14 protein-coding genes are annotated in these 11,777 nt (G+C 55.6%); 9 read left to right on the forward strand and 5 right to left on the reverse strand.

Annotated elements, in window-relative coordinates:
- Window positions 1–21 precede the first annotated feature (21 nt).
- Window positions 22–687 carry a 5,6-dimethylbenzimidazole synthase gene (bluB, locus tag ACFSO0_RS09685; protein ID WP_376879400.1) on the reverse strand — a complete coding sequence of 222 codons (666 nt, stop codon included), beginning with the start codon at window positions 685–687 and terminating at the stop codon, window positions 22–24.
- A 137-nt stretch (window positions 688–824) separates the two neighbouring features.
- Between bluB and ACFSO0_RS09690 the strand changes: the two genes are divergently transcribed.
- Together ACFSO0_RS09690 and ACFSO0_RS09695 are read left to right on the forward strand one after the other, a co-directional pair.
- Window positions 825–1,508, forward strand: a complete 684-nt coding sequence (locus tag ACFSO0_RS09690; protein ID WP_376879402.1) for a response regulator transcription factor — start codon at window positions 825–827, stop codon at window positions 1,506–1,508.
- Complete coding sequence (locus tag ACFSO0_RS09695; RefSeq protein ID WP_376879621.1) at window positions 1,501–2,919, forward strand: HAMP domain-containing sensor histidine kinase; 1,419 nt, start codon at window positions 1,501–1,503, stop codon at window positions 2,917–2,919. Before ACFSO0_RS09690 ends, ACFSO0_RS09695 begins: the two co-directional genes overlap by 8 nt.
- A 118-nt stretch (window positions 2,920–3,037) precedes the next feature.
- Here ACFSO0_RS09695 and ACFSO0_RS09700 read toward each other — a convergent pair whose 3' ends face one another.
- Window positions 3,038–3,541: a hypothetical protein gene (locus tag ACFSO0_RS09700; RefSeq protein ID WP_376879404.1), complete on the reverse strand. Its 504-nt coding sequence runs from the start codon at window positions 3,539–3,541 to the stop codon at window positions 3,038–3,040.
- 243 nt (window positions 3,542–3,784) lie between these two features.
- On the opposite strand from ACFSO0_RS09700, the gene ACFSO0_RS09705 reads away from it, so the two are divergent.
- Genes ACFSO0_RS09705 through ACFSO0_RS09720 form a run of 4 tightly spaced genes read left to right on the forward strand, consistent with a single transcriptional unit; the run spans window position 3,785 to window position 7,567 of the window.
- Window positions 3,785–5,353 (forward strand): efflux RND transporter periplasmic adaptor subunit, encoded by a 1,569-nt coding sequence (locus ACFSO0_RS09705; protein ID WP_376879623.1) that lies wholly within the window; start codon window positions 3,785–3,787, stop codon window positions 5,351–5,353.
- 4 nt (window positions 5,354–5,357) lie between these two features.
- Entirely contained in the window at window positions 5,358–6,080 is a 723-nt protein-coding gene (locus ACFSO0_RS09710; protein ID WP_376879406.1) for an ABC transporter ATP-binding protein, read from the forward strand.
- Window positions 6,077–7,294 (forward strand): ABC transporter permease, encoded by a 1,218-nt coding sequence (locus ACFSO0_RS09715; protein WP_376879409.1) that lies wholly within the window; start codon window positions 6,077–6,079, stop codon window positions 7,292–7,294. The genes ACFSO0_RS09710 and ACFSO0_RS09715 overlap by 4 nt, the downstream gene beginning before the upstream one ends.
- 57 nt (window positions 7,295–7,351) lie before the next feature.
- Window positions 7,352–7,567: a hypothetical protein gene (locus tag ACFSO0_RS09720; protein ID WP_376879412.1), complete on the forward strand. Its 216-nt coding sequence runs from the start codon at window positions 7,352–7,354 to the stop codon at window positions 7,565–7,567.
- Window positions 7,568–7,926: 359 nt separating this feature from the next.
- Here ACFSO0_RS09720 and ACFSO0_RS09725 read toward each other — a convergent pair whose 3' ends face one another.
- The gene (locus ACFSO0_RS09725) at window positions 7,927–8,262 is read right to left on the reverse strand and encodes a hypothetical protein (RefSeq protein ID WP_376879414.1); all 336 of its coding nucleotides are present in this window, start codon (window positions 8,260–8,262) and stop codon (window positions 7,927–7,929) included.
- 311 nt (window positions 8,263–8,573) lie between these two features.
- On the opposite strand from ACFSO0_RS09725, the gene mscL reads away from it, so the two are divergent.
- The gene (gene mscL / locus ACFSO0_RS09730; RefSeq protein WP_376879417.1) at window positions 8,574–9,038 is read left to right on the forward strand and encodes a large conductance mechanosensitive channel protein MscL; all 465 of its coding nucleotides are present in this window, start codon (window positions 8,574–8,576) and stop codon (window positions 9,036–9,038) included.
- A 208-nt stretch (window positions 9,039–9,246) separates the two neighbouring features.
- Here the strand turns inward: mscL and ACFSO0_RS09735 are convergent, their stop codons facing one another.
- Window positions 9,247–10,023, reverse strand: coding sequence for a YheC/YheD family protein (locus ACFSO0_RS09735; protein WP_376879419.1), 777 nt, complete (start codon window positions 10,021–10,023; stop codon window positions 9,247–9,249).
- Window positions 10,024–10,321: 298 nt separating this feature from the next.
- Here ACFSO0_RS09735 and ACFSO0_RS09740 point away from each other — a divergent pair, with 298 nt between their 5' ends.
- Both ACFSO0_RS09740 and ACFSO0_RS09745 read left to right on the forward strand, forming a co-directional pair.
- On the forward strand, window positions 10,322–10,684 hold the full coding sequence (locus ACFSO0_RS09740; protein WP_376879422.1) for an MmcQ/YjbR family DNA-binding protein: 363 nt from the start codon (window positions 10,322–10,324) through the stop codon (window positions 10,682–10,684).
- 17 nt (window positions 10,685–10,701) lie between these two features.
- On the forward strand, window positions 10,702–11,079 hold the full coding sequence (locus tag ACFSO0_RS09745; protein ID WP_376879425.1) for a VOC family protein: 378 nt from the start codon (window positions 10,702–10,704) through the stop codon (window positions 11,077–11,079).
- 211 nt (window positions 11,080–11,290) lie between these two features.
- On the opposite strand, the gene ACFSO0_RS09750 is transcribed toward ACFSO0_RS09745, so the two are convergent.
- Window positions 11,291–11,659 (reverse strand): winged helix-turn-helix transcriptional regulator, encoded by a 369-nt coding sequence (locus tag ACFSO0_RS09750; protein WP_376879427.1) that lies wholly within the window; start codon window positions 11,657–11,659, stop codon window positions 11,291–11,293.
- Window positions 11,660–11,777: the final 118 nt, after the last annotated feature.

The raw sequence follows: 11,777 nt of genomic DNA on the forward strand, positions 1-11,777 counted from the left end.
GCCTGCAGGGAAGCAGACGCCTTACTTGGGGTCGGAGGCTTCCTCTCCCCAGCGTTCGCGGAAAATGAGCTTTTGCAAGTCGAGCCGCTTTTCCCACCGGTGTTTTTCCAGGAGGGGGCGATCCGGGTAGTCGTCCGTATAACCGACAGACAATAGCGCTACCGGCTCGATATGGGGCGGGATTTCCAGGATGCGCCGCACGTCCTGCTTTTTATAGAAGCTGACCCAGCCCATCGCGAGGCCCTCTGCGTACGCAGCCAGCCACATGTTTTGAATGGCGCAGCTGACGGACATGATGTCGGTCTCCGGAATCGAATTTCGTCCGAGCACGTGGTCGCCGCCGCGAGTCGGGTCACAGGTCACGCAAATCGTGACGGGTGCTTCCTTGATTCCCTGGATTTTCAGCTCCAGAAAAGCCGATTCGCGGCCCGATCCTTCGTAATGAATCGCCAGGGCGCGCCGTTCCTTGTCTGCGCAGGCGGCGAGCTGCTGCTTGGTGGCATCTTCTGTGACGATGATGAAATTCCACGGCTGCATGAAGCCGACGGACGGGGCATGGTGAGCGGCGGCCAGAATCATCGCCAGTTTCTCGGACGGGATGGGGTCGCTGCGAAAGGTGCGGATGTCCCTGCGGTTGCTGATGGCTTTGTACAGCCCGATTTTTTCTTCTTCTGTCAAGCGGTTCATGATGGCATGTGCCCTCCTGCCTGTTTTTCCTCTCATTGTAATCGGGAAAGAGACTTTGCTCCAGACATCTGTTTGACATATTCCTCTCATACGCTAGGAAGAGAGTCTGTTGCGATCGCAAGAGGAGTGAAGCGAAAGTGAAGAGCATCCTGATTGTAGAAGACGAACTGCCGATCTCTCGCGTCTTGAAGGCTTATCTGGAAAAGAGTCAGTTTCACGTCGAGCAGGCATTTACCGGCGATGAGGCCGTGCGCAAATTCGATGCGGGCAATCCGGCGCTCGTCCTGCTGGATGTCATGCTCCCCGGCAGGAGCGGCTGGAGCATCCTGGAGTATATTCGGAACAAAAGCTCATGTCCCGTGATCATGCTCACGGCATTGGGGCAAATTGACAATAAGCTGATGGGACTGCATCAAGGGGCGGACGACTACATCACCAAGCCGTTCATCGCGGACGAGGTCGTGGCGCGCGTCCAGGCAGTGCTCAGGCGTTCGACGAACATGATAGAAGGCGATCGGGTCAGACAGTTCGGCAGCCTGAAAGTCGATTTCAAGGCATATACCGTAACTTTGCACGGGATTGAGCTGGCGTTTACCCCCAAGGACCTGTCCCTGTTTTTATTTTTGGCGCAGTACAAAAACCAGACGTTCACGAGGGAGCAGCTCATTGAGCACGTGTGGGGCATGGATTACGAAGGCAGCGACCGGGCCGTAGACCTGGCGATCAAACGAATCCGCCGATCTCTGGAAAACTGGCCGGCTTCAGAAGGGGAGATCCGGACCTATCGCGGTCTGGGATACAAGCTGTGTGTCTATGAATAAGAACAGGCAAACCACGCTTTTTCGCTACTGGACGACACGCTACCTGATTACGCTGTGCGTCGGCCTGCTCGTCATCGGGATCGCCTCCAGCCTGTGGATCAACTACAATGAAACGCAGAAGCGGCTGGACTTCATGCGGCTGACGGCCGGCGAAATAGCGGATCGCGTTCTCGATGCGGACGGAAATATCAAGGTCGCGCCGTTTTTGTTCCGCATTCTGGACAACAGGCAGCAATCACTGCGGCAAAATTACAAACCGTTCATGCTGATCCTGGGGGCGCAAAAGCAGCCGCTGTTTGACTTGCCCGGCCCCCTTTCCAACGAGCTGTCCGCGCGCGCTGCCCAACTGACGGATGCCGGGGAGGACGTCACGGAGATCACCCTCTCGCGGGGAGAGCAATTTTTGTTCGTCAAACGCAGCATTACCGCCAAGGAGCAAACGGTCGGCTGGGTCTTTTTGTTCACGCCGAAAAAGGAAATGATGCGCAGCACCACGGAATTTCAGCTTCTGTTTATTATGCTCATCAGCCTGGGACTGCTCGGATGGCTGGTCATTTTCCTTTTGACGAAAAAGCTGTCGCAGCCAATCATGGACGTCGCAGCGGCCGCGAAGCAGATCGTGATCGGCGACTACGACATCCGCCTGGAAAAAGACAGCAAGGAAACGGAAATTTACGAGCTGATCCACTCGTTCAAGGAGATGGCAGACCGGCTGCGTCAGCTGGAGATGATGCGGACGGAGCTGCTCGCAGGCGTGACCCACGAGCTGAAGACGCCCGTCACCTCGATCAGCGGGCTGGTGCAGGCCGTCAAAGACGACATCGTCACGGGAGCGGAGGCGAAGGAATTTTTGGAAATATGTACCAGTGAGACGGCGCGGCTGCAAAAAATGGTGGAGGATTTGCTCGATTTCAACTCGTTTGCGGTCGGAGACATCCGCATTCGCCGGGAGAGCCAGGATGTGTACGAGCTGGTGCAGGAAATCACCCATCAGTGGCGGATCGGACAGGAGGAGGACAACCTCTCGCTGCACGTGGAGAAGCCCGAGCGGCCGATCATCGTCTTCACCGATCCGCTGCGGGTGCAGCAGGTGTTGTACAATTTGCTGAACAACGCGGCCCAGGCGTCCCGACCCGGCGGACGCATCGAGATACGCCTTGGCGAGACACCACAGGACATACGAATTGTCGTGCAGGATCACGGGACGGGGATTCCTGCGGCGGAGCAGCCCTTTGTCTTTGACCGTTTTTATCGTGGCGAGGAGAAGAAGCATACCGTGCGCGGGCTGGGATTGGGGCTGTCCTTCAGCCGGATGATCGCCCAGGCGCTGGGGGGAAATCTGGAGCTGACGGAATCCTCGGAAGCAGGCACGACCTTCACGCTGACTTTGCGAAAAGGTGTGGAAGTGTAGAGGAGACTGATGCCTTGTCTAAAGTTTGAGCGCACCCCTTGGAATAGACATGGGAGAAACCTCTGCGGGTTTCCGATGTAAATTCCAAGGGGTGCCTTTTTTCTTGCCATTGCGCTATTCAACTATGTCGACGAAATAAATGTTTCACCTCTTTCATGAGTTTTTGTTGATCGCCCTTGTTAACTAAACAGATCGCTGCAAGTACATAGCAAAGAGTCAATCCGATTGAAACCAAGATCATCTCAAACCATTTCACAACAACCACAACAAGAGGGACCGAGAGCAATTTAACGGAAATTTGCAAAGCCTGTCTTAATGACCCTATTTTCCCTAGATGCGCAGATGGGACGATCGTCTGCAAAAAGGTTCTTTCACATACTTTTGAAATGGCTATGAAACCGCCTAACACGAATTCCAGTATACTCAGCAAAAGGATCGAGGGATTGCTCCCAACGGGGCCAGTATAGCCGCACTTCCCAACAGACTGAAGATAAACGTGACGACAATATTTTTTTGCAGGATAGTAATTCGCTTGAAAATTTCCAGGAAAAAAATCCTTCCGACTCCCTAACGCAGAAATCAGGGAGGCCATAATAAACGTTGTTATGTTTTTCTTTGTCATGCCTGATCGTTTCACCTATAACAAAGAATTTTTGAGGAAAGCGAACCGGTCCAAATCATGCTTGGCCCATCCAAATTTTTGAACAGTGCAGCAATTTTTCCTAATATTACTATATTCGTTTTCATTTTCAAATCAATAAAAGGCTCCTGACGCAATCCTGACGCATTTGTTCCGTATATTTGATCCCATCACGAGGTTCATGCAAACAAGAAAGCGAGTGGGGGGAGTCTCCAGGTGACGGAAATGAATGGGAAAGGAAAACGGTTCTCCACAGGGAGAATGAACAAGAAACGGTGGATCGCACTCGGAGTGGCCGTCGTGCTGATTGGCGGCGGTGTGTACGGCTATCAGGCGTACATGACGCCGACGAGGGTACAGGCTGCCTTTCAGGTAATACCCGTGTCAAAAGGCGATGTGACCGAGACGGTGCTGGCGTCCGGTACGGTTCAGGCGTCCAAGCGCACCTCCCTGTCCTTTGCGGATGTGGAGGATGCCAAGGATGCGATCTCCTCCATCGTGGTCGGGGTGGGCGATCAGGTAAAGGTGGGGCAAGTGCTCGCCACGATGGACGATTCCGTTGCGAAGATCCAGGTGACCAACGCACAGGCCAATCTGCTGTCCGCGCAGGCGAAGCTGGAGGAAGCGCAGAAGCGCAAAACGACAGCGGAGATGCGCACGCTGGAGGCGAACGTCACCCAGGCCAGGACGGAGCTGGAATTGGCGAAGCAGTCCATCGATTCGCAAAAGGCGACAAGCGATGAGGAAAAAGCAAAAGCCAATCTCGCCAATGCCCAGAAGACATACGCGTCGCAAAAAGCGCTGTACGAGGCAGGCGCGATCTCCAAGACGGAGTATGACACTGCGCAGTCGGAGCTGGAGCAGGCGCAGCGCGACTACAATACGGCGGTGCTGACGGCAGGGCAGGCTCGCGGTCAGGTGTCGAGCAAGATCGAGCAGGCGCAGGCCGCATACGACACGGCGGTCGAAGCGCTGAACGAAGCGAAAAAAGGCCCGGACGCCTCAACAGTCCTGTCCGCGAAGGCAGCGGTCGAGCAGGCGAGGGCGCAGTTGCAGCAGGCGCAAAAGGCTTTGAATGCCGTCACGCTGAAAGCGCCGATGGACGGGGTCATCGTGCAAGTAAACGGGAACGTCGGGGAAATCCCGGGAAGCGACTTCATCATCATGGACAACTCCAATTCCGGCAGTCTGGAAGTTCTGGCCCAGATCAGCCAGAGCGACATTGGCAAAGTCAAGGAAGGGCAGAGCGTCAGCTTCACGACGAGCTCCTATCCTGATGAGACGTTCTCGGGCAAAGTCAAGCTGGTCTACCCGGAGGCCAAAACAGAGTCCGGCGTGACGAGCTACGACGTTTTGCTCACGGTTGACAACAAGGAAGGCAAGCTGAAAATCGGCATGACGATGAACGTCACAATCGAGATCGGCACCCATCAAAACGTGCTGGTCGTGCCTGCGCAAGCCTTGCAGACGATGAACGGGAAAGACGGCGTCTACCTGTACACAGAAGGCAGCACCAGGGAAAGCGGCAGCAAGGAAGGCAATGCGCGCAGCGCGGCCAGACCGTATCGCTTTCAGCCTGTCAAAATCGGCTATTTCGCCTCGGACAAGGTGGAGATTACAGAAGGGCTGCAGGAAGGCGATAAAGTCGTCATCATGGCAATGAATACGTCCGCAGCGTCAGCAGAGCAGAACGCCAACCGCATGGGCGGCATGACCCGTATGGGCGGCGTAGGAGGCTTCGGCGGCATGGGAGGCGGCTTCTCTGGCGGAGGAGGCGGAATGAGAGGGCGATGAGCAGATGAAACCAGTCATTGTAATCGAAGACCTGAAAAAGCTGTACCGCATCGGCGATCAGGAAATCCATGCGCTGCGCGGCGTCAGCCTGACGATCGACGAAGGCGATTTCGTCGCGATCATGGGACCGTCCGGGTCGGGGAAATCGTCGATGATGAACGTCATCGGCTGCCTGGATAAGCCGACCTCCGGGGAGTTTTATCTGGACGGCCAACCTGTCTCGCAAGCCCATGACGACGAACTGGCGGAAATCCGCAACCGCAAGATTGGCTTCGTCTTTCAAAACTTCAATCTATTGCCGCGCACGACGGCCGTGGAAAATGTCGAGCTGCCGCTGCTCTACGGCGGCGTCCCTGCGAAAGAGCGGCGGGAGCGCGCCGTCCAGGCCCTGATCGATGTCGGGCTGCAGGAGCGCTTGAACAACAAGCCGAACGAGCTGTCCGGCGGGCAGCAGCAGCGCGTGTCCATCGCCCGGGCGCTGGTCAACAACCCGGTCATTTTGCTCGCGGATGAGCCGACGGGGGCGCTGGATACCCGGACGAGCGAAGAAATCATGGGCATTTTCCAGCAGCTGAACGACGCGGGCAAGACTGTCATCCTCGTCACGCACGAGCCGGACATCGCGGATTACGCCAAACGAATCGTCCGGTTCCGGGATGGGCAGATCGTCTCCAACGAAGTGGTGAGCAACCGGAGAAGAGCGCATGGGGAGGAAGGGAAGCGATGAGTTTTGTCGAGTGCGTACGCATTTCATTTCGCAGCATAAAAGCCAACGGACTGCGATCCATCCTCACCATGCTGGGCATTATCATCGGGGTCGCGGCGGTGATCGCGATGGTCGCCATCGGGGAAGGGACTTCGAGCAGTGTGGCCTCGCAGATCAACGGGCTGGGGAGCAACCTGTTGATCGTCTCGCCAGGACAGGCGACGCAGGGCAGAGTCAATCTGGGGGCAGGCTCGCTCAACACGCTGACGCTGGCGGACGCCGAGGCGATCGAGCAAAAGGAGTCCGTGTCCGGCGTGGCTCCAAGCGTGAATGGCAGGGCGCAGATCGTCTGGGGCAGTAGCAACTACTCCAGCTCGCTGGAAGGCACGACGGCGGCGTTTCCCCAGGTGCGCAACGTCCAGGTCGAGCGCGGGCGTTTTTTTACCAACTTTGAAGTCAAGCAGCAGTTCAACGTGGCAGTGATCGGAACCGAGGTCGCGAGCAACCTGTTTGCCAATAGCAGCGTCACCCCCATCGGGCAAACTGTCCAGATCAACCGGATTCCCTTTACGATCATCGGGGTGCTGAAAAGCCAGGGAAGCTCCGGGATGACGAACAATGACGACCGCATCCTGATCCCGATCACGACGGCCATGAGCCGTTTGACGGGAGGGAAAAACGTCGGGACGATTTACGTGTCGGCAAAATCGTCGGACCAGATGGAGCAGGCGCAACTCGACATCCAGAGCACACTGCGGGTCAGGCACAACCTGCGTCCGCAGACAGCAGACGATTTTCGCATAACGTCGCAGACCGATATTTTAAGCACGGCGCAGGAAGTGTCCAGCTCGATGACGGCACTGCTGTCGGGGATCGCAGCGATTTCCCTGATCGTCGGGGGAATCGGGGTCATGAACATCATGCTCGTGTCCGTGACCGAGCGGACGCGCGAGATCGGCATCCGCAAGGCGATCGGAGCGAAGCGCGGCGATATTTTGCGCCAGTTTTTGATTGAGGCGGTCACCCTTAGCCTGATCGGCGGGATCGTAGGGATTGTGGCAGGCATCGGTGCCGCCGCGGCGCTCAGCCGTTTCGCCGGCATTGCGACGGCGATCAGCCTTTCCCCGATCTTGTACGCATTCCTGACGTCTTCCCTGGTCGGTGTCGTGTTCGGAGTCTACCCGGCGCGAAAAGCGGCGCAGCTGAAACCGATCGATGCGCTGCGCTACGAATAAGGACAGGTGTTGCCTTTTTCCGAATCGGGCATACTAGCCGCGTGAGGTGGTAGTCTGATGGAAAAAAACGTCCAGTTTTCCGTTTCGTGGCGCGAAGCATCGCGCATTTTGAAGAAAATCAGAGCGAGCAACCTGCGGTATACGGTGAGGCAATGGGAAGGAAAGTCGAACATCGTCTTCGTGTTTCCAAAAGTGAGCGTCAGTCAGTACGTCTATTTGTACATCATTTTCGGATCGATGGCAGCAGATGCAGCGGGCGGCGGCGACCACTAGAAGAACGGTTCTGGTGCGCGGGCAGACTTTGGGCCGTTTTGCAAAAACAGCAATGCCCGATAGAAAGATTTTCAATAAGTTGTGATAAAACAAAACCTGACACTTTTCGATGTCAACGTTTCATAGTACAATGCCTGTATGAACGAACTTGGGGAAGTTCGGGATGGCGGTACCCAATCTGTGCAGGAGGGCCGCCTCTTTTTTATTAAGGGTAAAACTAGGTACATATACCTAAAATTACAGCTAGTATTAATAGGTCTAGCGATTTAAGATAAAGACATTCACGTAATTACTTCCGTACTACTCTTCCCGGGTTGTTGATAACCTGGGCTTTTTTTTGCAAACAAGGCTGAGAACGTTCAGCCGTTGGTGGGCCGACGCGGCGGGAAGCTTCCTTTGACCAGAGCGTCCAAAAGCTGCTCCTGTGTCAGTTTAATCGTGATGCCGGGTTCCGGTAGATCCGCCAAAAACCGGTTTTCTTCATGCAAATACCAGAGGGCGCCTGTAGGGCGAAGCGGGTAGATCAGCACGTTTTCCTGCGTCTGCTGTCCGTGCTTCGCGATATCGCGCAGCGAGGTGTAGAGCTCTCCCCATATCGGCAAATAAGGCTTCGTCTGCTGAAGGTGGAGGGCGCGGAGGAGTTGAGCTTTTGCCAAAGAAAGTAACTCGTTCGTCGAAGGGTCAATCGAGAGCATGATCCTTATCTCCTTTATCGCTTCGTTTCCCAGTTTCCCAGTCTTCGAGAGGTCGGAATGTTACAGAATGTGGCGAATTATGTCGAAGTTATGGATAAGTGTAAAATAGTCGTGAGCGCGGTGCAATAGGAGAGAAGTAGCATGCAGATCGCCATTTGACGGCTGTTTTTGATTTGGTTAGCATAAGGTAATCGGCTGGTTCAGCGCAGCGCCAGATGTCAAAAGCGGATGTGCGCGTCGAGGCGGACCACGAGTGCTTTTTGCTGCCTGATACGGCAAGTGAGTGCTGGAGAACAGAGGAGGAAAAGGACTTGATAAAGGAATTCAAAGAGTTTGCCCTGAAAGGAAATGTCGTCGATCTGGCAGTCGGTGTCGTGATCGGCGGAGCTTTCGGGAAAATTGTAACGTCACTGGTCAACGACATCATCACGCCGTTAATCGGGCTGCTGCTGGGCAAGGTCGATTTTTCCAATCTGTTCATCAATTTGAGCGGCACGCATTACGCGACGCTGGCCGAAGCCAAAAGTAAAGGGGCAGCGACCTTGAACTACGGGCTGTTTCTCAACTCGGTCATCGACTTTTTGATCATCTCGTTTTCCATCTTCATCGTCATCAAGCAGTTGAACCGGTTCAAGCGCAAGCAGGAAGTGGCGGAGGCTCCGGTCACGACCAAGGAATGCCCGCATTGCATCACGACGATCCCGGTAAAGGCGACGCGCTGCCCGAACTGCACCTCCATGCTGGATGGCCGCGGCACAGCGCTGGCGCACGAATAGCCCGGAAGTCATTTGCCCTGATCCCCATCGTTACCAAATCAATTTGAAAACCATTTCTTTTTCAACGCTTTTGAACGGAAAACGGGGCGTCTCCAAGTCAAAACATCGACTTGTGAGACAGCCCCTCTTTGGCATTTCGGCACATCCGGTGGAGTGGCGGTGAGCCGTGGCAGGCCCGCCCCCTTCACCCGCCGGGACAAGAGAGCTGTCAGGTGCGCACGCGGCTTTTTTTGTGCTTGACCCGCTTGCGGTACTGGTAGTGCAGTCGCTTGATCGTGCGAAAGTAGGTTTTGTCCTTGAGCTTGGCGAATAGTCCGTGAGACGGAAAGTCGTAATTGACTTCGATCACGGCGATTTGTCCTTGCTTGTCGATGGCGTAGTCGACGCCGATCTGGGCGGAGTGCCGGTACTTGTTGAAATGGGAGCAGACCTGATAGCTAAGGTGGATGAGCGTCCGTTCGATCCGGCGGATTTCTGCGGGGGAGAGAGACAGCGACTTCTTCAGCGCGTGGGGAACAGTGACGACATAGCCGCCTCCGCGGGCTACATTCGTGATGACGCTGTCAGCCCCTGCGACCTTTGCCAGCATCCCGGCATACTGCCATTTGCCGAGACCGTTGCGCATCATCATTACGCGGATGTCGTAGGGCCGTCCGTTCAGCTCGGCGAGGTCGATGCCTTTCTGGACGATGTGCGTTTTTTCACTGCACAGCCTTTCCAGCTTTTGCTGCAATTCATCGAGGGTGGAGACGTGAACGGGCTCTCCCCGCTCCTTGACCAACTGGTAGCCGTCCGGCTTTTTTTGGACGCGCACGATGCCTTTTCCCATATGGGTTCTCGTCGGCTTGATAAAGACGGTGTCGTACTGGCCCAAATAAGTGCGGAGGGCGGCAGGCTGGTACAGGGAGGTGGGAGGCAAATAGGGGCGGATGTGCGGGCTTTTGGCAAAGAACTTGTGAAGGCTCCATTTGCAGGAGGAGATCATGCACCATGCACCTCGCTTGGAAAAAGTCCATTCTCGCTATGATATACGGGAAGGGCGCAAGAAGTGAGAGGGCAAGGCGAGAGCGGCCCGGGGATTTGTCAGCGGACACTGTATATCGAAGAAAGCTCAGGTGGTAAAATGAGGTAATAGTAAAGAAGGCTCGAAAAGGCAGAGGGGATTCTGTGTCTAGTCGCATGTATCGGCCGCTGCAACCGCCTGTCATTCAGCCTGGCCTGGCTCAGCCCCATTACCGCTATCTCGAGTAGGAGCCGTGCCTGTGGAAGGGGGGGAAGGAAACGTGGACAAGGAAACATTGGACGGCTGGTGCCGGAAGCAGCCCGGATGCACGTACGATTACCAGCCTGTGTGGGAGTGCGATCGCTATCATGTCGGCGGGAAGCTGTTTGCCATGATCGGCAGTGACGGCAAGGGGAAGGACATCCTCACGCTGAAATGCGACCCGGCCTGGGCGGGCGAGCTGCGCGACATCTATCCGGGCATTATCGCTGGTTACCACATGAACAAGACGCACTGGAATTCCGTTTACTTCGATGCGGACATTCCGCACGAGCTGTGGGAGCGGATGATCGCGCATGCCCACGAGCAAATCGTGCAAAAGCTGCCGAAGAAAGTGCGGCAAGAGCTGTCATTAATGGTATGAGAAAGGAGCGGTTCGCTATGGGAATCAAGCTGGATATGGTAGGGATTGTCACGAAGGACATGAAGAAATCGCTGGATTTTTACCGCCTGCTCGGGCTGGATATACCGGAGAGCGCCAATGCCGACGTGCATGTGGAGGTCGTGCAGGACGGCGTGCGCCTCGCCTTTGATACGGTAGAGGTAGCCCGCGATGTGTACGGCGGCTGGGAGGAGCCGACGGGGCATCGGATCGAGCTGGCGTTTTTGTGCGACAGCGCGGACGCCGTAAACGAGCTGTACGCGAAGCTCGTGGAGCACGGCTACGCGGGCCATCGCGAGCCGTGGGACGCCTTCTGGGGACAGCGCTACGCCATCGTGGCCGACCCGGACGGCAATCTCGTCAGCCTGTTTGCCTGATCCGGCAAAACAACCGGGACAGCCGGTTCCGGGGCAAACGGTCAGTTCGGCTTGACGCAAAAAAGGTCATCCAGTGCACATGAGCTGGATGGCCTTTTTTGACGTTCGGAGTGGAGTGGCTCAGGTTTCTGTCCGGCGCAGCCAGATTTTTTGACCGCTGGCACGGGCTTTCCCGACTTTTTTTTGGAGGCAAGGGACGGGCGGCTTCCGGTCAGCGCTTGTGGTTGAGGATGCTGTCCTCCAGCATGCCTTCCGTATCGCCGTAAACGCGGATGATATGCCGCTCGCCCCAGGCGCAGAGCGTGTCGAGAATGTTTTTCAGGCTCCAGCCGTACTCGCTTAGCTCATATACCACTTTCGGCGGAACCTGGTTGTAGACGATCCGGTTGATGATGCCGTCCTCCTCCAGTTCGCGCAGCTGTTGGGTCAGCATCTTTTGGGTGATGCCCGGCATCAGCCGCTTCAGCTCGCTCGTCCGCTTCGCCCCGTGGGTCAGATGGCAGAGTATCACGCATTTCCACTTGCCGCCGATCACCTCCAGTGTCGCTTCTACCGAGATGTTGTACTTCTTTTTCTTCATGCCGGCTCCTTCTTTCATTAATAAAATCGCATAGGTACAAAAAAGTGCCTATGATACTTTCAGGTTCCTATCATACAAAAAAGTGTGTACTTCTCATTCTGTTTTCTATCCTCCATAA

Origin of the sequence: Brevibacillus sp. GCM10020057 (genome assembly GCF_042683565.1) — a bacterium.
Lineage (GTDB): Bacteria > Bacillota > Bacilli > Brevibacillales > Brevibacillaceae > Brevibacillus.